The following is a 23,909-nucleotide window of genomic DNA, read 5'->3' as shown; positions in this document are numbered from 1 at the left end:
CAATGGCGCTACGCAGTCGAGGGCCGACCCTGATGGGGCGGCCCTCGACTGAAAGATTGTCCGGCGGTGTCCTACTCTCCCACACCCTCACGAGTGCAGTACCATCGGCGCTGGAGGGCTTAGCTTCCGGGTTCGGAATGTGACCGGGCGTTTCCCCTCCGCCATGACCGCCGTAACTCTATGAACATATCAACCACAACCCCGGGCACACACACGGTGGGTGGGTGTTTGTTCAGAGTTGCACAGTGGACGCGTAGCAGCTTGGTAGTCAAGTCCTCGGCCTATTAGTACCGGTCAACTGAACCCGTTACCGGGCTTACATTTCCGGCCTATCAACCCAGTCGTCTAGCTGGGGGCCTTACCCCCACAAAGTGGGGTGGGATACCTCATCTTGAAGCAGGCTTCCCGCTTAGATGCTTTCAGCGGTTATCCCTTCCGAACGTAGCTAACCAGCCGTGCCCCTGGCGGGACAACTGGCACACCAGAGGTTCGTCCGTCCCGGTCCTCTCGTACTAGGGACAGCCCTTCTCAAGTATCCTACGCGCACGGCGGATAGGGACCGAACTGTCTCACGACGTTCTAAACCCAGCTCGCGTACCGCTTTAATGGGCGAACAGCCCAACCCTTGGGACCTGCTACAGCCCCAGGATGCGACGAGCCGACATCGAGGTGCCAAACCATCCCGTCGATATGGACTCTTGGGGAAGATCAGCCTGTTATCCCCGGGGTACCTTTTATCCGTTGAGCGACACCGCTTCCACTCGCAAGTGCCGGATCACTAGTCCCGACTTTCGTCCCTGCTCGACCTGTCAGTCTCACAGTCAAGCTCCCTTGTGTACTTGCACTCAACACCTGATTGCCAACCAGGCTGAGGGAACCTTTGGGCGCCTCCGTTACCCTTTAGGAGGCAACCGCCCCAGTTAAACTACCCACCAGACACTGTCCCTGAACCGGATAACGGTCCGAAGTTAGATACCCAAATCAACCAGAGTGGTATTTCAAGATTGCCTCCACCCATACTGGCGTATGAGCTTCACCGGCTCCCACCTATCCTACACAAGCTAACTCAAGTACCAATGTCAAGCTATAGTAAAGGTCCCGGGGTCTTTCCGTCCTGCCGCGCGTAACGAGCATCTTTACTCGTACTGCAATTTCGCCGGGCCTGTGGTTGAGACAGTGGGGAAGTCGTTACGCCATTCGTGCAGGTCGGAACTTACCCGACAAGGAATTTCGCTACCTTAGGATGGTTATAGTTACCACCGCCGTTTACTGGCGCTTAAGTTCTCCGCTTCGCCCCGAAGAGCTAACAGGTCCCCTTAACGTTCCAGCACCGGGCAGGCGTCAGTCCATATACATCGAATTACTTCTTCGCATGGACCTGTGTTTTTAGTAAACAGTCGCTTCCCCCTGCTCTCTGCGGCCATACAACGCTCCACCCGCGCGGGGCTTCACGTCTCCGGCCCCCCTTCTCCCTAAGTTACGGGGGCAATTTGCCGAGTTCCTTAACCACAGTTCGCCCGATCGCCTCGGTATTCTCTACCTGACCACCTGTGTCGGTTTGGGGTACGGGCCGCTAAGAACTCGCTAGAGGCTTTTCTCGGCAGCATAGGATCACTGACTTCACCTGAATCGGCTCGGCATCACGTCTCAGCCTACATGCGCCACGGATTTGCCTATGGCACGGCCTACACGCTTACCCCGGCACAACCACCGGCCGGGCTCAGCTACCTTCCTGCGTCACCCCATCGCTTGACTACTACCCGCCAGGTTCCCACGCTCCCTCAGATCAGTCCGAAGACCTCACCAAGCTCGGGTGGTTAGCACAACGAGGTTCATCAGGGACGCTCTTTCGCGGGTACGGGAATATCAACCCGTTGTCCATCGACTACGCCTCTCGGCCTCGCCTTAGGTCCCGACTCACCCAGGGCGGATTAGCCTGGCCCTGGAACCCTTGGTCATCCGGCGGAAGGGTTTCTCACCCTTCTTTCGCTACTCATGCCTGCATTCTCACTCGTGCCGCGTCCACAACTGGGTCACCCCGCTGCTTCACCCCCGGCACGACGCTCCCCTACCCATCCACACACCTGCACGGAGAATCAAGTCCCCGCGGGGTTAAAATGTGAATGCCACAGCTTCGGCGGTGTGCTTGAGCCCCGCTACATTGTCGGCGCGGAACCACTTGACCAGTGAGCTATTACGCACTCTTTAAAGGGTGGCTGCTTCTAAGCCAACCTCCTGGTTGTCTATGCGACCCCACATCCTTTTCCACTTAGCACACGCTTAGGGGCCTTAGCTGGTGATCTGGGCTGTTTCCCTCTCGACTACGAAGCTTATCCCCCGCAGTCTCACTGCCGCGCTCTCACTTACCGGCATTCGGAGTTTGGCTGATTTCGGTAAGCTTGTGGGCCCCCTAGACCATCCAGTGCTCTACCTCCGGCAAGAAACACGCGACGCTGCACCTAAATGCATTTCGGGGAGAACCAGCTATCACGGAGTTTGATTGGCCTTTCACCCCTAACCACAGGTCATCCCCCAACTTTTCAACGTTGGTGGGTTCGGCCCTCCACGCGGTCTTACCCGCGCTTCAGCCTGCCCATGGCTAGATCACTCCGCTTCGGGTCTAGAGCATGCGACTAAAAACGCCCTATTCAGACTCGCTTTCGCTACGGCTCCCCCACACGGGTTAACCTCGCCACATGCCACTAACTCGCAGGCTCATTCTTCAAAAGGCACGCCGTCACCCCGCAAGGCTCCGACGGATTGTAGGCGAACGGTTTCAGGTACTATTTCACTCCCCTCCCGGGGTACTTTTCACCATTCCCTCACGGTACTCGTCCGCTATCGGTCACCAGGAAGTATTTAGGCTTACCAGGTGGTCCTGGCAGATTCACGGCAGATTTCAGGGGTCCGCCGCTACTCGGGAACACCCACAGAAGACCAGCAGCTTTCACCTACCGGACTATCACCGCCTACGGTTGGCTTTTCCACACCATTCGGCTAGCAACTGGCTTTGTAACTTCTCCAACAGATGTCAGTCTGTTGAGCAGGGTCCCACAACCCCGACCACGCAACCCCTGACAGGTATCACACGCAGCCGGTTTAGCCTCAATCCGCTTTCGCTCGCCACTACTCACGGAATCACTATTTGTTTTCTCTTCCTACGGGTACTGAGATGTTTCACTTCCCCGCGTTCCCTCCACACACCCTATGTGTTCAGGTGTGGGTGACACCACATGACTGGTGCCAGGTTTCCCCATTCGGACACCCTGGGATCACAGCTCGGTTGACAGCTCCCCCAGGCCTATCGCGGCCTCCCACGTCCTTCATCGGCTCCTGGTGCCAAGGCATCCACCGTTCGCCCTTGACAACTTGACCACAAAGATGCTCGCGTCCACTGTGCAATTCTCAACAAACAACCAACCCACAACCCGACATGCCCCACACCAACATCACCACCGTGACCGGTATGCGGGGCCAGGCCATGCCTGGCAGACTCCCAACCCCACACGGGGTCGGATCAGTCTCTGAAAGACAACCATGGGTTGTTCTTTCAGGACCCAACAGGGTGCTTACATCCTCCCCCAGCCGCACCAAGACCAATCCGTTCCCACCACCGAAGTGGCTGTACTAGGTGATCCCGGCCGTTGCCAGGGACAGACTTGCCAGTGTCTCCGCCATTGAGCACCCCGACCCGACATTCGCAGGTCGCGGGCTCCATACCAGCTTTCGCCGGATGGTGCTCCTTAGAAAGGAGGTGATCCAGCCGCACCTTCCGGTACGGCTACCTTGTTACGACTTCGTCCCAATCGCCAGCCCCACCTTCGACGGCTCCCTCCACAAGGGTTGGGCCACCGGCTTCGGGTGTTGCCGACTTTCGTGACGTGACGGGCGGTGTGTACAAGGCCCGGGAACGTATTCACCGCAGCGTTGCTGATCTGCGATTACTAGCGACTCCGACTTCACGGGGTCGAGTTGCAGACCCCGATCCGAACTGAGACCGGCTTTTTGGGATTCGCTCCACCTCACGGTATCGCAGCCCATTGTACCGGCCATTGTAGCATGCGTGAAGCCCTGGACATAAGGGGCATGATGACTTGACGTCATCCCCACCTTCCTCCGAGTTGACCCCGGCAGTCTTCGATGAGTCCCCGCCATAACGCGCTGGCAACATCGAACGAGGGTTGCGCTCGTTGCGGGACTTAACCCAACATCTCACGACACGAGCTGACGACAGCCATGCACCACCTGTGACCGCCCCCGAAGGACCCCCCATCTCTGGAGGTTTTGCGGCCATGTCAAACCCAGGTAAGGTTCTTCGCGTTGCATCGAATTAATCCGCATGCTCCGCCGCTTGTGCGGGCCCCCGTCAATTCCTTTGAGTTTTAGCCTTGCGGCCGTACTCCCCAGGCGGGGCGCTTAATGCGTTAGCTGCGGCACAGGGAACCGGAGAGGCCCCCCACACCTAGCGCCCAACGTTTACAGCGTGGACTACCAGGGTATCTAATCCTGTTCGCTCCCCACGCTTTCGCTCCTCAGCGTCAGTATCGGCCCAGAGACCCGCCTTCGCCACCGGTGTTCCTCCTGATATCTGCGCATTTCACCGCTACACCAGGAATTCCAGTCTCCCCTACCGAACTCTAGCCTGCCCGTATCGACCGCAGGCTTGGGGTTGAGCCCCAAGTTTTCACGGTCGACGCGACAAGCCGCCTACGAGCTCTTTACGCCCAATAAATCCGGACAACGCTCGCGCCCTACGTCTTACCGCGGCTGCTGGCACGTAGTTGGCCGGCGCTTCTTCTGCAGGTACCGTCACTTACGCTTCGTCCCTGCTGAAAGAGGTTTACAACCCGAAGGCCGTCATCCCTCACGCGGCGTCGCTGCATCAGGCTTCCGCCCATTGTGCAATATTCCCCACTGCTGCCTCCCGTAGGAGTCTGGGCCGTGTCTCAGTCCCAGTGTGGCCGGTCGCCCTCTCAGGCCGGCTACCCGTCGTCGCCTTGGTAGGCCATCACCCCACCAACAAGCTGATAGGCCGCGAGCCCATCCCAAGCCGAAAAACTTTCCACCCCCAGCCATGCGGCCAGAAGTAATATTCGGTATTAGCCCCCGTTTCCGAGGGTTATCCCAAAGCTTGGGGCAGGTTGCTCACGTGTTACTCACCCGTTCGCCGCTCGAGTACCCCGAAGGGCCTTTCCGCTCGACTTGCATGTGTTAAGCACGCCGCCAGCGTTCGTCCTGAGCCAGGATCAAACTCTCCAACAAAAAATTAGTTGAACAGCTATCCCGGCAACAAAATGTTGCCAAAGGAATCCCAACCAACAACCCACCAAAGCAGGCTGCCAGTCCGGGGTATAAATCATAATTGGCACTGGCTTTACAAGCACCCTGTTGAGTTCTCAAAGAACAACCACACACCAACTCGAAGCCCCATCTCCGGGACCCCAACTTGGGGCTTTTCGTTCCGCGTGTCCGGCGCTTTCAGCGCCAGGCACTTTTACTACGTTACCCGCTGGTTTCTGCCGTGTCAAACCGGTGTTTCCCGGTTCGTCGCGCTTTCCGCCGTCTTGCGGGCACCATGGTTCGACCGGCTCGCGCCGCTCTCATCATGGGTTGGCAGGCCGGCCGCAGCGGTCTCCCGCTTGCTCGTCCGTTTCCCTGCCGGCTGACTACCTTACCCGGTCGGTTCCGCCGCACCAAATCCGCCTCGCGGCGTTTCCGTGGACACCACCCAGTCGGCGATCCGGCGGTTAACCCGCCCGACCCCGAGGTCGTCACCGCGCTCCGGCCGCTTCAGGCTTTCGCCTGTTTCGTCCGTTCCGCGCTGGCAGAGAGAAAGTTACGCGTCCGGCCGGATGATCGTCAAATCCGCCGGACGCGTCCCCCGTCACATCGTCGACGATCGACTATTCGCCCAGCTCAACGCCGGCGAACGACCGCTTTCCCCGGCGCAGCACCAGGTACCGGCCGTGCAGCAGGTCGTCGGTCGACACGGTGGCGTCCACCTCGGTCACCCTCGTGTTGTTCACGTAGGCGCCGCCCTCGGCGATCACCCGGCGGGCTTCCTTGAGGCCGCTCACGAGCCCGGAGTCCCGCAGCAGGCCCGCCACGTCCGGCAGGTCTCCGGAGAGCCGCACCAGGCCCGCCTCGGTGAGGGCCGCGCGCAGCGTCTCCGGGGCCAGGTCGTCGAGCGAGCCACGGCCGAAGAGCGCCTGGCTGGCGGCGACCGCCTGCCGGGTCTCCTCGGCGCCGTGCACCAGCGTGGTCAACTCCTCGGCCAACGCTCGCTGGGCCAGCCGGGCCGCCGGCCGTTCGGCCGTCGCCTTCGCCAGCTCCTCCAGCTCGTCGCGACTACGGAAGCTGAAGTACCGCAGGTAGCGGTCGACCTCGCGGTCGTCGACGTTGAGCCAGAACTGGTAGAACGCGTACGGACTCGTCAAGGTGGGGTCGAGCCAGACGGCTCCGCCCTCGGTCTTGCCGAACTTCGTACCGTCGGCCTTGGTGACCAGCGGCGTGGTGAACGCCTGCACCGGTCCCGCGCCGCGCCGCCGGATGTAGTCGACGCCCGCCGTGATGTTGCCCCACTGGTCGGAGCCACCGAACTGGAGCTGGCAGCCGTACCGCCGGTGCAGCTCGAAGAAGTCGTTGGCCTGCAACAACTGGTAGCTGAACTCGGTGAAGCTGATGCCGGTCTCCAGCCGCGCCCGCACCACCTCCCGCGCGAGCATCTTGTTCACCGGGAAGTGCTTGCCCACGTCGCGCAGGAACTCGACCACGGACATCTCGCCGGTCCAGTCCAGGTTGTTGACGAGCTGGGCCGCGTTCTCACCCGTGTACGACACGAAGGGCGCGAGCTGCTCGCGGATCCGCTCCACCCAGCCGGCGATCACGTCCGGCGGGTTGAGCGTCCGCTCGGCGCTCTCCTTCGGGTCACCGATCTGCCCGGTCGCCCCGCCCACCAGCAGCAGGGGGCGGTGACCCGCGAGTTGCAGCCGCCGGGCCGTGATGACCTGCATGAGCGAGCCGACGTGCAGGCTCTGCGCGGTGGGGTCGAAGCCCACGTAGTAGGTGGTGGCCGTCCCGCCGTCGAGCAGCTCGCGCAGCTCGTCGAGGCCGGTCGAGTCCTGGATGAGGCCACGCCAGAGCAGGTCGTCGGTCAGGGAGTCCCGCCCGGACGGCGGGGAGTTGCTGTCGGTCACGGTCACCGATTCTCCCCCATCGCCGGCTTCGACCCGTACCGGGTTTGGCGCAACGCGCCCGGTTACGCTTGCGCCCCACTGTTTTCGGGAGGGTTCTGCCGTGGAGACACCGGATCTGACAGGTGGTTTCGTCAACCTGCTCGGCCTGAAATTCGAGGAGGCGACCCCCGACCGCGTCGTCATCAGCTGGCAGGTCCGCCCGGAGCTGCACCAGCCGTTCGGCATCCAGCACGGCGGGGTGTACTGCTCGGTCGTGGAGACGGCGGGCAGCGTCGGGGGTTCGCTCTGGCTCGCCGACCGGGGAACGGTGGTCGGGGTGTCCAACCAGACCGACTTCCTGCGGGCCGTGCCCGACGGAGAGCTGCGGGCGGTCGGCACTCCCGTGCACCGGGGGCGCAGTCAGCAGCTCTGGCAGGTGGAGATCACCGACGCGAGGGAGCGCCTGGTGGCCCGCGGTCAGGTCCGGTTGCAGAACCTCTCGCGCGACTGATCGACGGGCCCGGTCAGCTCCGGGCCTCGTCCAGCACCGGCTCGGCGGCCTCGTCGGCGTCACCGTCGTCGGCCGTCTCGTCGTCGGCGGGGACCTGCCGCACTCGTACCTCGGTGATGGCCCGGTGGTCGATGTCGGCCACCGTCAGCACCCAGCCGTCCAGGGTGACGTCCTCGCCCGCGACGGTCGGGATGTGCCCGAGGCGGGCCAGCACCAGCCCGGCGACGGTGGTGTAGTCGCCGGCCGGGCGCGAGGGCAGCTCGACGCCGATGTCCGGAAGGTCGTGCACCGGGAAGGTGCCGGGCAGCACCATCGTGCCGTCCGGCTCGCGGCGCACCGAGTAGCCGTCCCGGTCGGTCTCGTCGTAGATCTCTCCGACGATCTCCTCCAGGATGTCCTCCAGCGTCACGATGCCGTCGACCGCGCCGCGCTCGTCCACGACGAGGGCGATGTGCTGACGCTCGGCCTTGAACTGGCGCAGCGCGTCCACCACGGGCAGCGAGTCGGGCAGCAGCATCGGTGGGCGGGCGATCTCGTCGATCGGGCGGTCGTCGGGCACGCCGACCAGGTCACGCAGGTGGATCACGCCGGCGGTGTCGTCCAGGCCGCCGTGGCGCACCACCGGGGCCCGGGAGTGCCCGGTGGCGGCCAGCACGAGCCGCGCGGCCTCCGCCGTGGTCCCGCTGTCGAGCGTGAAGACCTGCAACCGGGGTACGAGCACAGCCCGCAACCGCCGGTCGGCGATCTCCACCGCGCCGGCGATGATCGTGCGTTGTTCCTTGGTGAAGCCGTGGTTGCCGGCGACGATGTCGCGCAGCTCGTCCGGGCCGATCTCCTCGGGCTCGTGCTTCGGGTTGAGCCCGACCAGGCGGACCACCAGGTCGCTGGTCGCGCCGAGGGCCCAGACGGCGGGGCGGGTGAGGCTGGCGAGCACGTCGAGCGGGCGGGCCACCAGCAGCGCCCACCGCTCGGCCGACTGCATGGCGATCCGCTTGGGCGCCAACTCGCCGAAGACGAGGGTGACGAAGGTCAGCGCGAGGGTGACCACCACGATCGCCACCGTCTCGGCGGCGCTGCCGAACACCCCGAGCAGCGGGACGAGGGGCTTGGCGAGGGAGACCGCCGCCGCGGCGGAGGCCAGGAAGCCGGCGAGGGTGATGCCGATCTGGATGGTGGCCAGGAAGCGGTTCGGGTCCTTGGCGAGCCGGGCCAGGACCCGTCCGGCCCGGCTGGTGCGTTCGAGGCGCTGGATCTGGCTGTCCCGCAGTGACACCAGCGCCATCTCGCTGCCGGCGAAGAGCGCGTTGATCACGATCAGGATCCCGACCAGGGCCAGTTGGCTCCCGTAGCTCTGCACGCCCGGTTCGCTCCCTCTGCGATGGTGACGCCTGCGGTACGCACGGCGCCCGCCGGTCGGCGAGCCCGCCCGGCGTACGCGCTTCTGTGCCCCGTGCGGCGGCGGCCGAATCCTGCCCGGGTGACGCTACGCCGCTCCGGTGGCCGGCGACGCGGGTAGGTCGAGGACGTACGAGTCGCCCTCGGGGCGGAAGCCGAGCCGGTGGTAGTAGGGGGCGACCATGCCGGGCGGGCTCACGACCCGGTGGAAGCCGCGTTCGGTGAAGAGGCGGCTGCGCCGGTAGACGAACTCGCCGGGGGTGAAGTCCCGGAACTTCGGGGTCACGTAGTCCAGGTCGATCTGGGCGACCCCGCGTGCCTCGGCGTGCGACAGCACCACGCCGACCACCTCGTCGGCGGTGACCACGAGGAAGGCCGACCGGTCGGCGGCAGCCGGGTCCCAGCGGAACTCGGGGTTGAAGCGGGCGATGTCCGGCCCGTGCACCCGCAGCGTGTGGGCGAGGAACTGGTCGTCGACCCCGACCTGCACCACCTGGTAGGTCTGCTCGTCGTGGCGGGTGGCGAGCATTCCCCGCAGGTACCAGATGTTGATCACCGCGAGGACGATGTTGAGCCCGACCATGGGCCAGACCTCGATGGCGGCGTTGTAGCCGATCAGCACGGCACAGCCGACGAGGTTCAGGGCGCGCAGCCGCAGGATGCGCGACTGCAGCAGCGACCAGACCAGCACCGCAGAGCCCGCCCAGCCGACCAGATCCAACCAATTCACCCCGCGAGACTAGTGCTTGCCCAGGTCAGGGGCGTCGGCGGGCAGCTCCAGCAGCCACTCCTCGACCTCCGTGCCGCGCCCGTTGGCGTACCCCGAGTCCTCACCGACCACGACGAACCCGCACTTGCGCAGCACGGCGAGCGAGGCGGCGTTGTCCTTCGCGGCGCGGGCGTGCACCGGCCGGGGCAGCTCGCGCAGCAGGGCGGCCAGGGCCGCGGTGGCATGGCCCCGGCCCCAGCGGGCCGGGTCGATCCAGTAGCTGACCTCGGTCTGGTCGTCGACGGGGAAGGAGCTGACGTAGCCGACCACCTCGCCGTCGGCCTCGACCGTGCGGACCCGGTTCGCCGGGTTGGTCAGCACCCGCGCCCAGTGGCGGGCGAACTCGCGGTGGTCCGACGGGTCGGCGGGACCGAACGCGGCCATCCGGTTCGCTTCGGGATCCTGCTGGTGCAGGAAGAACTCCACGAGATCGTCCTCCCGAACGGAACGAAGCCGCACCTCAGAAGTCACCCGCCAAACCTAACCCCACCCCTCCCCCGCCCACCCGCGCGCCGATCTTGCACTTTCTGTCGTTGCATAAGTGGTCAAACCGACATTCCGCCGACAGAATCTGCAAGATCGGCGTGGGAGTGGCGCGGGGGCTGGGCCAAGTCAGGGGGAGTTGATGAACCGACCTGTCGTGGTGGGTGTGGACGGTTCGCCGTCGAGTCTCGTCGCCGCGGAGCACGCGGCGCGCGCCGCCCAGCTGCGGTCCCGGTCGCTGCTGGTGGTGCACGGCTACCTGCACGCGCCGCTGAATCCGTACGACCTGAGGATGCCGCCGCCGTCCGAGGAGGCGCAGAAGATGGTGGAGGACGTGGCGGCCGACCTCACCGAGCGGTTTCCCGGCCTCGCCGTCGAGGTACGCCAGGTCGCCGGCGGGCCCGGCGCGACGATCGTCGAGGAGTCCCGCCGGGCGGAGCTCGTCGTGGTGGGCAGCCGCGGGTTGGGCGGCTTCACCGGCCTGCTGCTCGGCTCGGTGGGCGCGCAGGTCGCCGCGCACGCACACTGCCCGGTGCTGGTGGTGCGTCCCGAGGGGCAGCCGATCGACGTGGACGGGCCGGTCGTCGTGGGCGTCGACGGGTCCGAGCCGTCCCAACTCGCCGTCGGGCACGGGGCCGTCGAGGCGACGCTACGCGAGGTCCCGTTGGTGTTGACGCACGTCGGCACGTCGGGCGCCGACCGGCCGGTGCCGGACGAGATCGAGGAGACGCAGGCCGCCGAGCAGGCCGAGGCGGTGCGGTTGCTCGCCGACGCGTCCGCCGTCGTCCGGGCCGAGCATCCCGACCTGGTGGTACGGGAGCACCCGGTCCGGGCGTCCAGCCCGGCCCAGGCGCTCGTCGAGGCCAGCGGCGCGGCGTCGCTGCTGGTCGTCGGCACCCGGGGTCGGGCCGGATTCGCCGGGCTGCTGCTCGGCTCGGTCAGTCAGGCCGCCGTCCATCACGCGCACTGCCCGGTGCTGGTGGCCCACCCGGTCAGCTGACCGGAGCGTCGCCACCTCGGCCGAGCATCGACAGGAAGTCGGTGGTGAGGGCGAACGGGTCGGACGGCCCGCTGGTGGGCGGCCGGCGTTCGATCTGGTCGGCCAGCTCCCCCGCCGCACGCCGGATCCGGCCTCGCAGGGCGCCGTCCGCGGTGCCGTCGGACCAGTCCTCCGGCGCGGCGAAGACCGCCGTGGGGACGACCACCGCCCGCAGGTAGCTGAACATCGGGCGGACCGCGTGCTCCAGCGCCAGGGAGTGCCGGGCGGTGCCACCGGTGGCGGCGATGAGCACCGGCCGGTCGACCAGCGAGCCCGCGTCGAGGACGTCGAAGAAAGACTTGAACAGCCCGTTGTACGAGGCACTGAAGATCGGCGTGACGGCGATGATGCCGTCCGCCCCGGTCACCGTGTCGATGGCCGCGCGCAGCCCGGCCGGCGGGAACCCGGTGAGCATGTTGTTGACCACGTCGTGGGCGTACTCGCGCAGGTCGATCGGGCGCAACTCCGCGTCGTGGCCCCGCCGGACCAGCTCGTCGCGGGTCGCCCCGGCGAGCTGGTCGGCGAGCAGCCGGGTGGACGAGGGCTGGCTCAGCCCCGCCGACACCACGGCCAGCGTACGGCGGGTCATCGGGTCGCCCCCTCCGGCGCCTTGCCCGTGACGTCGTCGACGGCGTGCACGGTGCTGTCCTTCGCGCCACCGGCCGCGGCAACCAGGGAGGCGTGCGTGGGCGCCTCCGGGACGTGCACCGGACGCAGCGCCGCGAACTCCTTGCGCAGCACCGGCACGACCTCCTCGCCGAGCAGGTCGAGCTGCTCCAGCACGGTCTTGAGCGGCAGGCCCGCGTGGTCGATCAGGAAGAGCTGCCGCTGGTAGTCGCCGACGTACTCGCGGAAGCCGAGGGTGCGGTCGATGACCTGCTGCGGGCTGCCCACGGTCAGCGGGGTCTCCCGGGTGAACTCCTCCAGCGACGGCCCGTGCCCGTAGACCGGGGCGTTGTCGAAGTACGGCCGGAACTCCCGGACGGCGTCCTGCGAGTTGCGGCGCATGAACACCTGGCCGCCGAGGCCGACGATGGCCTGGTCGGCGGAGCCGTGGCCGTAGTGGGCGTACCGCTCGCGGTAGAGGCCGACCATCCGCTGGGTGTGCTCCTTGGGCCAGAAGATGTGGTTGGCGAAGAAACCGTCGCCGTAGTAGGCGGCCTGCTCGGCGATCTCGGGGCTGCGGATCGAGCCGTGCCAGACGAACGGCGGCACCCCGTCGAGCGGGCGTGGCGTCGAGGTGAAGGACTGCAACGGCGTGCGGTACTTGCCCGTCCAGTCGACCACGTCCTCGCGCCACAGCCGGTGCAGCAGGTCGTAGTTCTCGATGGCCAGGGGGATGCCGGCGCGGATGTCCTTGCCGAACCACGGGTACACCGGGCCGGTGTTGCCGCGGCCCATCATCAGGTCCACGCGGCCGTCGGACAGGTGCTGGAGCATCGCGTAGTCCTCGGCGATCTTCACCGGGTCGTTGGTGGTGATCAGCGTGGTCGCGGTGGACAGCACCAGCCGCTCGGTGCGGGCGGCGATGTGACCGAGCATGGTGGTCGGGGACGACGGGACGAACGGCGGGTTGTGGTGCTCACCGGCGGCGAAGACGTCGAGCCCGACCTCTTCGGCCTTGAGTGCGATGGCGACCATCGCCTTGATCCGCTCATGCTCGGTCGGCTCCCGACCGGTGGTCGGATCGACCGTGACGTCACCGACGGTGAAGACTCCGAACTGCATGACCAGCTCCTCGCGTGTCAACCGGATGCCGTCGTGGTACCCGGACGCAGCTCACAACTTATTTGACGAGTCAACTATTCCGTCGGGGGCATGCGCTGCGGTGACGCCGGTCACTCGCGGGAATCACCCCCCGGCGACGGATGGCAGGACCTGCACCTGGGCGCCGTCGCCGACCGGGGTGGCCAACCCTCCGGAGTGCCGGCAGTCCTCCCCGTCGACGTACACGTTGACGTAGCGGCGCAGCTCGCCGCGCTCGTCGCGGATCCGCCGGGCCAGGCGGGGATGCGCGACGGCCACCTCGTCGAGGACCGCCCGCAGCGTCCCGGCGGCGGTCACGTTCAGCCGACTCGCACCCCCGGCCTCGCCGCGCAGCGGGCCGGGCAGCAGCACGGTGACCACGCTCAGACCTCCGCGGCGCGGACGCAGAGCACGTCGGGCAGGTGTGCGGCGACCGACGACCAGGAGTCGCCCTCGTCGCGGCTGGCGAAGACCGAGCCGGAGCGGGTGCCGAAGTAGACCCCACCCGGGGTCGCGCCATCGGCGCACATGGCGTCGCGCAGCACCGCCGGATAGAACGGCCCCTCGGGCAGCCCCACCGACTGCGCCTCCCACTTGCCGCCGGCGTCGACGGAACGGAACACCCGGCAGCGGTGATCGGCCGGAAACCGTTCGCTGTCCGCCACCAGCGGGAAGGTCCACACCGTGCCGCCACGCCCGGGGTGAGCCACCACCGGGAAGCCGAAGTCGCTGGGCAGCCCGTCGGCGATCGAGGACCAGGTGCGGCCGTCGTCATCGGAACGGTAGACGCCGTGGTGGTTCTGCGCGTACAGCCGCTCGGGGTTGTCGGCGTCCCGGGCGACCTTGTGCACGCACTGGCCGAACTCCGGCCACTCGTCGGGCATGAAGTAGGCGCGGATGCCGGTGTTTCCCGGCGCCCAACTCGCCCCGGCGTCCTCCGAGCGGTAGACCCCGCCGGTGGACATGGCGACCAGCAGTCGAGCCGGGTCACGTGGATGGGGCAGCACGGTGTGCACGGCCTGACCGCCGAACCCGGCCTCCCACTGGGGGCGGTGCGGGTGGTCCCAGAGGGAACGGACCAGCTCGAAACTGCGGCCGCCGTCGGTGGACTTGAACAACGCCGAGGGCTCGGTGCCGGCCCAGATGACGTCCGGCTCGTCGGGGCCGGCCGGCATCAGCTGCCAGACCCGCCCGAGGGAGACGCCGGTATCGGCCGGGAACGCGACCGGCGCCTGGTCGGGCTCGTCCCAGGTAACGCCGAGGTCGTCGCTGGTGGCGACACTGGGGCCGAAGTGCGAGCTGGTCATGCCGGCGAGCAGGCGCGGGGTCGGACGGCGGGTGTCCACCGCCACCGAATAGACACCGGTCATCGGGAAGTGCGGACCGGTGATCTCCCAAGTGCGCCGGTCGTCGGCGCTGGTGGCGAGAAACAATCCCTTGGCGGTGCCGATCGCGAGCAGCGTTGCCATGACGTCCTCCAAACCGTCGGTGGGCAGGTGGGGTGATTATGGCCACAACCCCCGACAGCCTCACCGGTCACACGCCGCAGGCGGCTCTCACCGACGGACGCGGGGTACGTGCCGCCGGTACGCGCTGACCGTCGGATCGCCGTCGAGCCAGAACCGCCAGGGCAGGTCGTGCGCGCCCGTCACGCCGACCCGGGGCCCCGCCACCACCGTCTCCTGCGGCACCGGCTCGACCGGCGGTCGCAACCGGACCGCGCCGTCGCCGAGCAGGTACGCGCCGTACGCCGACCGGTCGATGCCGAGCGTGGCGCAGAGCCGGGCCGGCCCACGGGCGAGGTCCACGTCGCGCCGCACGGCGGGCCGGCGTTCCCGAGCCGTGGTCAGGCCGTCGACCACCGCGCCGGCACGCAGCAGCACGGCGGCGGCCTCCCCCTCGTCACCGGTGACCACGTTCATGCACCAGTGCATGCCGTAGGTGAAGTAGACGTAGGCGTGCCCGGCGGGACCGAACATCACCGCGTTGCGGGGCGTACGGCCCCGGTGGGCGTGCGAGGCGGGGTCCCCGGCCGTGCCCGCGTACGCCTCGACCTCCGTGATCCGGACGGTGACGCCCCCGGCGGTCAGGCGGCAGCCCAGCAGGCCACGGGCCGCCGGCAGGAGCGGGCCGGCGAGCAGGTCCGCCAGCCCCGCCAGGCCGGCATCGGCGGTCCGGTCGTCCGGCACGAGATCCATGGGCCGAACGGTACCCAACCCGCCGACGTTTGAACATTCTGTTGACAACGGGGCGTTTATGGGGTGTGCTCGGGACATGACGACCCCGGATCTCTTCACAGCGCCCGACCCGGGTCGGGCCCGCGCCCATCGCACATTCGAGGCGTTGCAGCGGATCAGCGAGCGGCACGCCGGCTCCGACGCGCAGCGGGGGCGCTGGGCCCACCCGTACGTGCTGGATCCGTGGGAGGCGGTCGCCCTGGTCACCGCCCTCGCCGCCGGTGGCGCCGTGCGCGAGAGCGGTGAAGAGCCGGTCGACGCGGCCGACCTCACCGCCGCGCTGACCCTGCTGCCACACGTACGCGCCGAGCTGGACGCCCTGGAGGCCGGGCTGCTCACCCTCGCCCGCGACCGGGGCCTGACCTGGCAGTCCATCGCGTACGGGCTGGGCCTCGGCAGCGCCCAGGCAGCCCGCCAACGCTACGAACGGCTGGCCGCCCGCTCCACCGAAACCCAGCCCTGACCCCACCCAACCCCACCCACGCGCCGCCGATCTTGCACTTGCTGTGGCGACACAACGGACCTTGCCGGACACATCGACAACAGAAACTGCAAGATCGGCGCAAGCGTGGGGCGGGGACGCGGGGACGCGCGGGGACGCGGGGGGTTGGCTAGGACTAGGAGGCGTTGATGGAACGTTCTGAGATGTTGTCGTACTGCCTGGGCAAGCCGGGGGCGTGGTTGGACCGGCCGTGGGAGGACGACGAGGTGGTGAAGGTGGGCAGCCGGATCTTCGCGTTCCTCGGCAACGGCGACCGGGAGCCCACGGTCGGCGTCAAGTGCGGCGCGAACCGCGAGATCGCCGACGAGTGGCTGCACCGGCACCCCGACGACGCGCGTCCGATGCCGTACATCGGCCGGTCCGGCTGGAATACGCTGCGCCTCGACGGTGGGATCGACAGCGACGAGCTGACCGAGGCGGTCGACTCGTCGTACGACATGGTGGTGGCCAAGCTCCCGAAGCGGGAGCGCCCGACGGCCTGAACCACCGCGGCGCCGGCGGCACGCGCCGACGCCACGGTGAGCTCAGCGGGGTACGACCCGCTCGGTGGCCCACTCCCGCCAGCCGGCCAGCCGGTCCGCCGCGGCGGCGAGCTGGTCGGCGACCGGCCCGGGGCCGGTCGAACCGGGAGTGATGCGGGCGGCCAGGGCCGAGCGCACCGAGAGCACGTCGCGCACGGACGGATCGAGATGCTCGCTGACGGCGGCCAGGTCGGCGTCGGAGACGTCCTCCAGCTCGCACTCGCGGGCCGCGCAGAGCGCCACCAGTCGGCCGGTGATCTCGTGTGCGTCGCGGAACGGCACGTTGCGCCGGACCAGCCAGTCGGCGACCTCGGTGGCGAGGGAGAAGCCCACCGGGGCGGCGGCGACGAGCCGGTCCACCCGGACGGTCATCGTGGAGATCATCCCGGCCAGGGCCGGGAGCAGCAGTTCCAGCGTGTCGACGGCGTCGAACGCGGGCTCCTTGTCCTCCTGCATGTCCCGGTCGTAGGTCATGGGCAGACCCTTGAGCATGGTCAGCACCGTCATCAGGCCACCGACCAGCCGACCGGACTTGCCCCGGGCCAGCTCGGCGATGTCCGCGTTCTTCTTCTGCGGCATGATCGACGAGCCGGTGGCGAACGCGTCGTCCAGCTCCACCCAGCCGAACTCGTGCGACGTCCACAGCACCACCTCCTCGCCGAGGCGGGACAGGTGCACCCCGATCAGCGCGGTGGTGAAGAGGAACTCGGCCACGAAGTCCCGGTCGGCGACCGCGTCCATCGAGTTGGCGAACGACGTCCGGAAACCCAGCTCCTTGGCGACCGCCACCGGGTCCAGCGGAAGCCCGGAGCCGGCGAGCGCGCCGGCGCCGAGCGGGCTGATCGCCGCGCGGTGGTCCCAGTCGCGCAGCCGTTCCAGGTCGCGCAGCAGCGGCTGCACGTGCGCCAGCAACCAGTGCCCGAAGGTGACCGGCTGGGCGTGCTGAAGGTGGGTCATGCCGGGCGCGGCGGTGTCGACGTGCCGCTCGGCCTGCTCGACGAGCGCCTCGGCCAGCTCGACGACGCGGCTGGCCACGCCCCGCGCGTGGTCCCGCAGGTAGAGCCGCAGGTCGGTGGCGACCTGGTCGTTGCGGGACCGGCCGGCGCGCAGCTTGCCGCCGAGGCTCCCCAGACGCTCCAGCAGACCCCGCTCCAGCGCGGTGTGCACGTCCTCGTCGTCGACGGTGGGCCGGAACGCCCCCGACGCGCAGGCCGCCTCGAGGTCGTCCAGGGCCGCCAGGATGCGGCCCAGCTCCTCCGGGTCGAGCAGGCCGGCGCCGGCCAGGACCCGGGCGTGCGCCCGGGAACCCGCGATGTCGTACGGGGCCAGACGCCAGTCGAACTGCACGCTGACCGACAGTCGGGCGAGCGCCTCGGCGGGGCCACCGGCGAACCGGCCACCCCAGAGGCTCGTCCGGTTGGTGCCGGCGCTGTTCTCGGTGAGGCTCTTGTCGTCCACGCCGCTCATTGTGGTCCCCATGCTCGTCAGCCACCCATCCGGGCGTCGCGGGCCGCAGCCATCCGGCTCGGCGTGCTCCCCATGTGCGCGGTCACGGTGCGCTGTTCCCTTCGACGCTGTCTTCCCGGCGGGCCCAACCGGCGAGCTTGTCGCCGAGAGCGGCCCCACCGACGGCCTCCCGGGCCACGACGAGAATGGTGTCGTCGCCGGCGATGGTGCCGACGACCTCGGGCAGACCCGCCCGGTCCAACGCGCTGGCCAGGTACTGGGCCGCGCCCGGCGGAGTCCGCAGCACCGCGATGTTGCCGCTGGCGTCCACTCCGTTGAGCAGTTCGCGCAGCAGCCGCACCAGCCGGGCCGGGGCGGCCTCGGCGTCGCGCAGCGGCCGTTTCCCGTCCTCGGGGATCAGGTAGACGGCCGGACCGTCGCCGCCGCGCACCTTGACCGCGCCCAGCTCCTCCAGGTCGCGCGAGAGGGTCGCCTGGGTGACCCCGACGCCGTCTGCGGCGAGCAGGTCGGCCAGTTCGGTCTGCGAGCGTACCGGCCGGTCCCGGATCAGCTCGACGATCCGGGCGTGCCGGGCGGCACGGGTCAGCGGAGCGGTCATCGTCGCTCCCCGGACGCGGTCAGCAGGAACGTCAGCAGCGCCTTCTGGGCGTGCAGCCGGTTCTCCGCCTGGTCGAACACCGCGCTCTGCGGGCCGTCGAGCACCTCGTCGGTGATCTCCTCGCCCCGGTGCGCCGGCAGGCAGTGCAGCACGATCGCGTCCGGCGCCGCGTGGTCGAGCAGCTCCTTGTTGACCTGGTACGGCAGGAACGGGGTGACCCGGTCCAGCCCGTCGGTCTCCTGACCCATCGAGGTCCAGGTGTCGGTGGCCAGCACGTCGGCGTCACGGACCGCCTGCGCCGGGTCGGTCAACACCCGTACCGATCCCCCGGTGGTGGCCGCGATCTCGGTGGCCTGCCGCACCACGGCCTCGTCCGGCGCGAACCCCGCCGGGCCGGCGATCCGCACGTGCATCCCGGCCGTCGCCCCGGCCAGCAGGTACGACTGCGCCATGTTGTTCGCGCCGTCGCCCACGTAGGTCAGGGTCCGGCCGGACGTGCCGCCACACCGCTCCCGGATGGTCAGCAGGTCGGCCAGCAGTTGGCAGGGGTGGAACCCGTCGGTGAGGGCGTTGACCACCGGCACGGTCGCGCCGCCGGCGACCTCGGCGATCCGGTCGTCGCCGTGGGTACGCAGGACGATGGCCGCGACGTAGCGGGACAGCACCCGGCCGGCGTCGGCGAGCGACTCGCCCCGGCCGAAGTGGGTGACCTGGGTGTCCACCACCAGCGGATGCCCGCCCAACTCGGCGATGCCGGCGTCGAACGAGATCCGGGTCCGCAGGCTCTGCTTGTCGAAGAGCACCGCCACCGAGCGGGGGCCGGCCAACGGCTGATGGCCGAACCGGTCGGCCTTCATCCGGGCCGCCAGGTCGAGCACGCTGGACTGTTCGGCGGGTGAGAGGTCGTCGTCGCGCAGGAAGTGCCGGGTCATGCGGTCGTCCCCGTCGTGGTGGGCTGGGTGGAGGGTTCGGTGGTCGCGGGAGCGCTCGTGCCGGCCGCCGCGGGGGCCGTCGCGTCGAGGGCCGCCGGGAGCGCGGCGAGGAACGCGTCGACCTGCTCGGTGGTGAGGATCAACGGCGGGGCGAGCCGGACCGTGCCCGGCTGCACCGGGTTGGTCAGGAAGCCGACCTCCCGCAGCGCCTCGGCCAGGACCGTCGCCACCGGCGCGGTGAGCACCACGCCGAGCAGCAGACCGGCCCCGCGTACGCCCGCGACGAGCGGGTGGTCGAGCGCCTCGATACCCCGACGTAGCCGTTCGCCGACGCGCTTGACGTGGTCGAGCAGCCCTTCGTTGGCGATCGTCGCCACCACGGCGAGCGCGGCGGCGCAGCTCACCGGGTTGCCGCCGAAGGTCGTACCGTGCGAGCCGGGTGTGAGCAGGTCGGCGGCCCGGCCGAAGGCGAGCGTCGCGCCCAGCGGCAGGCCGCCACCCAGGCCCTTGGCGAGGGTCACCACGTCGGGCTCCACGCCCTCGGCCTGGTGGGCGAACCAGTGCCCGGTACGCCCGATCCCGGTCTGCACCTCGTCGAGCACCAGCAGCGCCCCGTGCCGGGCGGTGATCCGCCGAGCCGCCGTGAGGTAGCCGGCCGGCGGCACGACGACGCCGTTCTCCCCCTGAATGGGCTCCAGGATCACCATGGCGGTGGCGTCGGTGACGGCCGCCTCCAGCGCGGCGACGTCGCCGAAGTCGACGTGGGTCACGTCCCCGGGCAGGGGACGGAACGGGTCCGTCTTGGCGGGCTGACCGGTCAGGGCGAGGGCGCCCATGGTGCGGCCGTGGAAGCCGCCGTTGGTGGCGACCACGTGGCTGCGCCCGGTGCGCCGGGACAGCTTGAAGGCGGCCTCGTTCGCCTCCGCGCCGGAGTTGGCGAAGAAGACCCGGCCGGGTCGGCCGGCGAGCGCCAGCAGCAGCTCCGCGAGAGCCACCGGCGGCTCGGCGACGAAGAGATTGGAGACGTGCCCGAGCGTGGCCACCTGCTTCGACACCGCGGCCACCACCGCCGGGTGGGCGTGACCGAGGGCGTTCACCGCGATCCCGCCCACCAGGTCCACGTACTCGCGGCCCGCCTCGTCGACCACTACCGCGCCCGCGCCGGAGACCAGCGCCAGCGGCGGCGTCCCGTAGTTGTCCATCATGGACTGTGTCCACCGTTGCACCAGGCTGCTCATGCCCCGACCGTCCCGTCCTGCGGCACCACCATCGTTCCGAACCCTTCCGACGTGAACACCTCGAGCAACGTGGAGTGCGCCACCCGCCCGTCGACCACGTGCGCGGCGGGCACGCCCCCGCGCACGGCCCGCAGGCAGGCCTCCATCTTCGGCACCATCCCCGACTCCAGGCGGGGCAGCAGCTTGGCCAGGTCGTCCGCGGTGATCTCGGAGACCAGGCTGCTGGTGTCCGGCCAGTCGGCGTACAGGCCGGCGACGTCGGTGAGGACGACCAGCTTGCGGGCCTGCAGGGCGACGGCGAGCGCGGCGGCGGCGGTGTCCGCGTTGAGGTTGTGCAGGACACCGTCGGCGTCCGGCGCGACCGTCGAGATCACCGGGATCCGACCGGCGTCGATCAGGTCGGTCACCGCGGAGGTGTCCACCGACTCGACATCGCCGACCTGGCCGACGTCGACCGGCTGCCCGTCCACGTACGCCGGCCGGCGCACCGCGGTGAACAGCCGCGCGTCCTCGCCGGACAGGCCGACGGCGTACGGGCCGTGCGAGTTGATCAGCCCGACCAGCTCCCGCCCGACCTGCCCGACGAGCACCATCCGGACCACGTCCATCGCCTCGGCGGTCGTCACCCGCAGGCCGCCCCGGAACTCGCTCTCGATGCCGAGCCGGCCCAGCATGGCCGAGATCTGCGGACCGCCGCCGTGCACCACGACCGGCTTCAGACCGGCGTAGCGCAGGAACACCATGTCGGCCGCGAACGCCCGCTGCAACGCCGGCTCGGTCATGGCGTTGCCGCCGTACTTGACCACCACGGTGGAGCCGGAGAAACGCGCCAACCAGGGCAGCGCCTCGATCAGCGTCTCCGCCTTCGCCTGGGCCCGGGTGAGGTCACCACTGAGACTCACAGTGCCGGCCTTCCGTTCGCGACTGCGGGACTCCGCTTCGCTGCGTTCCTCGCGCTCACCGGGCCCGCCTTCCGTTCGCGAACTGCGGGACTCCGCTGCGCTGCGTTCCTCGCGCTCACGTTGAATACGCCGAATTCTCGTGCACGTACGCGTGGGAGAGGTCGTTGGTCCAGATCGTGGCCGTCGCGTCGCCCGCGTGCAGGTCGATCCGGATCGTCACGTCCCGTGCGCTGAGGTCGGCCTTCGACCGGTCCTCGGCCGCGGCGCCGTTGCGGCACAGCCACACCCCGTTGACGGCCACGTCCACCTCGTCCGGCTCGAAGGCGGCCGTGGTGGTGCCGACCGAGGCGAGGATCCGACCCCAGTTCGGGTCGTTGCCGAACAGCGCGGTCTTGACCAGGTTGCTGCGAGCCACCGAGCGGCCCACCTCGACCGCGTCGTCCTCGGTCGCGGCACCGACGACGTCGATGGCGACCTCCTTGGTGGCGCCCTCCGCGTCAGCGACGAGTTGCTGCGCCAGGTCGTGACAGGCCGTCGTGACGGCGGCGACCAGCTCGGCCGGGGTGGGCTCGATGCCACTCGCGCCGCTGGACAACAGCAGCACGGTGTCGTTTGTGGACATGCAGCCGTCGGAGTCGACCCGGTCGAACGTCACCCGGGTGGCCGCGCGCAGCGCCTCGTCGAGCGCCGCCGGCCCGGCCACCGCGTCGGTGGTGAGCACGCAGAGCATGGTGGCCATGCCCGGCGCGAGCATCCCGGAACCCTTGGCCATCCCGCCCACGGTCCAGCCGCTGCCCCGCGCCACCGTCGTCTTCGCCCGGGTGTCCGTCGTCATGATGGCCTCGGCAGCGGCCAGGCCGCCGTCGCGCGACAGCTCCCGGATCGCGGTACGGACGCCCGGCAGCAACTTGTCCATCGGCAACCGCTCACCGATCAGCCCGGTGGAGCAGACCGCCACCTCGCCGGCCCCGAGGAGCAGCCGCGGGCTGACCGCGCTCAACGCCGAGGCGGTGTGCTCGGCCGTGGCGTGCGTGTCCTGGAAGCCGGCCGGGCCGGTGCAGGCGTTCGCACCGCCGGAGTTGAGCACCACCGCGCGGACCACACCGCCCTGCACGACCTGCTGGCTCCAGAGCACGGGCGCGGCCTTGACCCGGTTGGTGGTGAAGACACCGGCGACGCCCGCGTCCGGGCCGTCGTTGACCACCAGCGCGACGTCCGCGCCACCGCTGCTCTTCAGACCGGCGGTCACTCCGGCCGCCCGGAACCCCCGAGGGGTGGTGACACTCACGCGACTTCCCTTTCGTTCGCGACTGCGGGGCCCCGCTGCGCTGCACTCCTCGCGCTCACGGGCTGACTCCCCAGATCGACAGGCCCGTCGCCTCCGGCAGGCCGAGCATCAGGTTGGCGTTCTGCACGGCCTGGCCCGCGGCGCCCTTGCCCAGGTTGTCCAGCGCGCTGAGCACGATCAGCCGACCGGAGTCGACGTCGACGGTCGCCTGCAGGTGACACGAGTTCGAGCCCAGCGTGGTGGCCGTGTGCGGCCAGCGTCCCTCCGGCAGCACGTGCACGAACGGCGCGTCGGCGTACGCCTGCGCCAGCACCTGCTGCGGGTCGACGCCCCGGGCCGGCACGGCCGTGACCGTGGCGAGGATGCCGCGTGGCATCGGCGCGAGGACGGGGGTGAACGACAGGCCGGTCGCCCCGGAGGCCTGCTTGATCTCCGGCACGTGCTGGTGGGTGCCGACCCGGTACGGGGACAGGTCACCCATCACCTCGCTGGCCAGCAGGTGCGGCTTCGCCGCTCGGCCCGCGCCGGACGTGCCCGAGGCGGCCACCACCACCACGTCGGCGGGGCTGGCCGCGCCGCCGGCGATCAGCGGCGCGAGCGCGAGGGTGATCGCGGCGGCGTAGCAGCCCGTGTTGGCGACCCGCGTGGAGCCGGCGATCAGTTCCCGCTGGCCGGGCAGCTCCGGCAGGCCGTACGTCCACTGGCCGGCGTGCGTGCCGCCGTAGTACTGCGCCCAGGCGTACGGGTCGGCGAGCCGGTGGTCCGCGCCCAGGTCGACGACGCGCACCTCGGGCGGAAGCTGGGCCGCGAGGGCCGCCGACTCGCCGTGCGGCAGAGCCAGGAAGACCAGGTCGGCGTCGCCGAGGATCGACGGGTCGGTCTCGCCGAGCACCAGGTCGAGCCCGGTGAGCTGCGGATGCACCACGTCGACACGGTGCCCGGCCTGGCGGTGCGCGGTGGCGGCGACCAGGTCGAACTCCGGGTGCCCGGCGATCAGACGCAGCAGCTCGCCGCCCGCGTACCCGCTCGCTCCGGCGACCGCGACTCGAATCCCCATACCCACCTCCGCATGACTATGCAGAGGAGACTAACAAGAGCGATTGTTT

At 69.1% G+C, this 23,909-nt stretch carries 20 protein-coding genes and 3 rRNA genes; 4 read left to right on the top strand and 19 right to left on the bottom strand.

Annotated features, from left to right (window positions below):
- Positions 1 to 58: 58 nt before the first annotated feature.
- The 4 genes from rrf to tyrS all read right to left on the bottom strand — a co-directional run bounded on the left by rrf (position 59) and on the right by tyrS (position 7,196).
- Positions 59 to 175: ribosomal RNA gene (gene rrf / locus ACQPZK_RS11855) — 5S ribosomal RNA — on the bottom strand.
- 89 nt (positions 176 to 264) lie between these two features.
- Positions 265 to 3,375 (bottom strand): 23S ribosomal RNA (locus tag ACQPZK_RS11850).
- A gap of 372 nt (positions 3,376 to 3,747) precedes the next feature.
- Positions 3,748 to 5,262, bottom strand: a 16S ribosomal RNA gene (locus tag ACQPZK_RS11845).
- The 16S, 23S and 5S rRNA genes sit together here, the layout of an rRNA operon.
- Before the next feature lie 641 nt (positions 5,263 to 5,903).
- Entirely contained in the window at positions 5,904 to 7,196 is a 1,293-nt protein-coding gene (tyrS, locus tag ACQPZK_RS11840) for a tyrosine--tRNA ligase (protein WP_433539184.1), read from the bottom strand.
- Positions 7,197 to 7,296: 100 nt separating this feature from the next.
- Here tyrS and ACQPZK_RS11835 point away from each other — a divergent pair, with 100 nt between their 5' ends.
- The gene (locus ACQPZK_RS11835; protein WP_433538331.1) at positions 7,297 to 7,686 is read left to right on the top strand and encodes a PaaI family thioesterase; all 390 of its coding nucleotides are present in this window, start codon (positions 7,297 to 7,299) and stop codon (positions 7,684 to 7,686) included.
- Positions 7,687 to 7,699: 13 nt separating this feature from the next.
- Here ACQPZK_RS11835 and ACQPZK_RS11830 read toward each other — a convergent pair whose 3' ends face one another.
- The 3 genes from ACQPZK_RS11830 to ACQPZK_RS11820 all read right to left on the bottom strand — a co-directional run bounded on the left by ACQPZK_RS11830 (position 7,700) and on the right by ACQPZK_RS11820 (position 10,321).
- Complete coding sequence (locus ACQPZK_RS11830; RefSeq protein ID WP_433538330.1) at positions 7,700 to 9,043, bottom strand: hemolysin family protein; 1,344 nt, start codon at positions 9,041 to 9,043, stop codon at positions 7,700 to 7,702.
- Between the two features lie 126 nt (positions 9,044 to 9,169).
- Complete coding sequence (locus ACQPZK_RS11825; RefSeq protein ID WP_433538329.1) at positions 9,170 to 9,811, bottom strand: hypothetical protein; 642 nt, start codon at positions 9,809 to 9,811, stop codon at positions 9,170 to 9,172.
- A 9-nt stretch (positions 9,812 to 9,820) separates the two neighbouring features.
- Positions 9,821 to 10,321, bottom strand: coding sequence for a GNAT family N-acetyltransferase (locus ACQPZK_RS11820; RefSeq protein ID WP_433538328.1), 501 nt, complete (start codon positions 10,319 to 10,321; stop codon positions 9,821 to 9,823).
- 154 nt (positions 10,322 to 10,475) lie between these two features.
- Between ACQPZK_RS11820 and ACQPZK_RS11815 the strand changes: the two genes are divergently transcribed.
- Positions 10,476 to 11,333, top strand: coding sequence for a universal stress protein (locus ACQPZK_RS11815; RefSeq protein ID WP_433538327.1), 858 nt, complete (start codon positions 10,476 to 10,478; stop codon positions 11,331 to 11,333).
- On the opposite strand, the gene ACQPZK_RS11810 is transcribed toward ACQPZK_RS11815, so the two are convergent.
- The 5 genes from ACQPZK_RS11810 to ACQPZK_RS11790 form a co-directional block, all read right to left on the bottom strand.
- Positions 11,326 to 11,961, bottom strand: coding sequence for an FMN reductase (locus ACQPZK_RS11810; protein WP_433538326.1), 636 nt, complete (start codon positions 11,959 to 11,961; stop codon positions 11,326 to 11,328). The genes ACQPZK_RS11815 and ACQPZK_RS11810 overlap by 8 nt on opposite strands.
- A complete protein-coding gene (locus ACQPZK_RS11805) occupies positions 11,958 to 13,100 on the bottom strand; it encodes an LLM class flavin-dependent oxidoreductase (protein ID WP_433538325.1) in 1,143 nt (380 codons plus the stop codon). The genes ACQPZK_RS11810 and ACQPZK_RS11805 overlap by 4 nt, the downstream gene beginning before the upstream one ends.
- Before the next feature lie 123 nt (positions 13,101 to 13,223).
- On the bottom strand, positions 13,224 to 13,499 hold the full coding sequence (locus ACQPZK_RS11800; RefSeq protein WP_433538324.1) for a ubiquitin-like small modifier protein 1: 276 nt from the start codon (positions 13,497 to 13,499) through the stop codon (positions 13,224 to 13,226).
- 2 nt (positions 13,500 to 13,501) lie between these two features.
- Positions 13,502 to 14,587, bottom strand: coding sequence for a WD40/YVTN/BNR-like repeat-containing protein (locus ACQPZK_RS11795; RefSeq protein ID WP_433538323.1), 1,086 nt, complete (start codon positions 14,585 to 14,587; stop codon positions 13,502 to 13,504).
- An 87-nt stretch (positions 14,588 to 14,674) separates the two neighbouring features.
- Positions 14,675 to 15,316 (bottom strand): DNA-3-methyladenine glycosylase, encoded by a 642-nt coding sequence (locus ACQPZK_RS11790; RefSeq protein ID WP_433538322.1) that lies wholly within the window; start codon positions 15,314 to 15,316, stop codon positions 14,675 to 14,677.
- Positions 15,317 to 15,392: 76 nt separating this feature from the next.
- On the opposite strand from ACQPZK_RS11790, the gene ACQPZK_RS11785 reads away from it, so the two are divergent.
- Together ACQPZK_RS11785 and ACQPZK_RS11780 are read left to right on the top strand one after the other, a co-directional pair.
- Positions 15,393 to 15,818 (top strand): DNA-binding protein, encoded by a 426-nt coding sequence (locus ACQPZK_RS11785; protein WP_433538321.1) that lies wholly within the window; start codon positions 15,393 to 15,395, stop codon positions 15,816 to 15,818.
- Between the two features lie 167 nt (positions 15,819 to 15,985).
- Positions 15,986 to 16,339, top strand: a complete 354-nt coding sequence (locus tag ACQPZK_RS11780; RefSeq protein WP_433538320.1) for an MmcQ/YjbR family DNA-binding protein — start codon at positions 15,986 to 15,988, stop codon at positions 16,337 to 16,339.
- Between the two features lie 42 nt (positions 16,340 to 16,381).
- On the opposite strand, the gene argH is transcribed toward ACQPZK_RS11780, so the two are convergent.
- From argH to argC, 7 genes are all read right to left on the bottom strand, one after another.
- On the bottom strand, positions 16,382 to 17,845 hold the full coding sequence (argH, locus tag ACQPZK_RS11775; protein WP_433538319.1) for an argininosuccinate lyase: 1,464 nt from the start codon (positions 17,843 to 17,845) through the stop codon (positions 16,382 to 16,384).
- 82 nt (positions 17,846 to 17,927) lie between these two features.
- Entirely contained in the window at positions 17,928 to 18,443 is a 516-nt protein-coding gene (locus tag ACQPZK_RS11770) for an arginine repressor (protein WP_433538318.1), read from the bottom strand.
- Complete coding sequence (gene argF / locus ACQPZK_RS11765; RefSeq protein WP_433538317.1) at positions 18,440 to 19,375, bottom strand: ornithine carbamoyltransferase; 936 nt, start codon at positions 19,373 to 19,375, stop codon at positions 18,440 to 18,442. Before argF ends, ACQPZK_RS11770 begins: the two co-directional genes overlap by 4 nt.
- Positions 19,372 to 20,613 carry an acetylornithine transaminase gene (locus tag ACQPZK_RS11760; RefSeq protein ID WP_433538316.1) on the bottom strand — a complete coding sequence of 414 codons (1,242 nt, stop codon included), beginning with the start codon at positions 20,611 to 20,613 and terminating at the stop codon, positions 19,372 to 19,374. Before ACQPZK_RS11760 ends, argF begins: the two co-directional genes overlap by 4 nt.
- Entirely contained in the window at positions 20,610 to 21,515 is a 906-nt protein-coding gene (argB, locus tag ACQPZK_RS11755) for an acetylglutamate kinase (protein WP_433538315.1), read from the bottom strand. Before argB ends, ACQPZK_RS11760 begins: the two co-directional genes overlap by 4 nt.
- A 115-nt stretch (positions 21,516 to 21,630) precedes the next feature.
- On the bottom strand, positions 21,631 to 22,803 hold the full coding sequence (gene argJ, locus ACQPZK_RS11750) for a bifunctional glutamate N-acetyltransferase/amino-acid acetyltransferase ArgJ (protein WP_433538314.1): 1,173 nt from the start codon (positions 22,801 to 22,803) through the stop codon (positions 21,631 to 21,633).
- 55 nt (positions 22,804 to 22,858) lie between these two features.
- Entirely contained in the window at positions 22,859 to 23,860 is a 1,002-nt protein-coding gene (gene argC / locus ACQPZK_RS11745) for an N-acetyl-gamma-glutamyl-phosphate reductase (RefSeq protein ID WP_433538313.1), read from the bottom strand.
- Positions 23,861 to 23,909 lie beyond the last annotated feature (49 nt).

The organism is Micromonospora sp. CA-249363 (genome assembly GCF_050950185.1).
GTDB lineage: Bacteria > Actinomycetota > Actinomycetes > Mycobacteriales > Micromonosporaceae > Micromonospora.
This window is presented reverse-complemented; position numbering and strand designations above follow the sequence as displayed.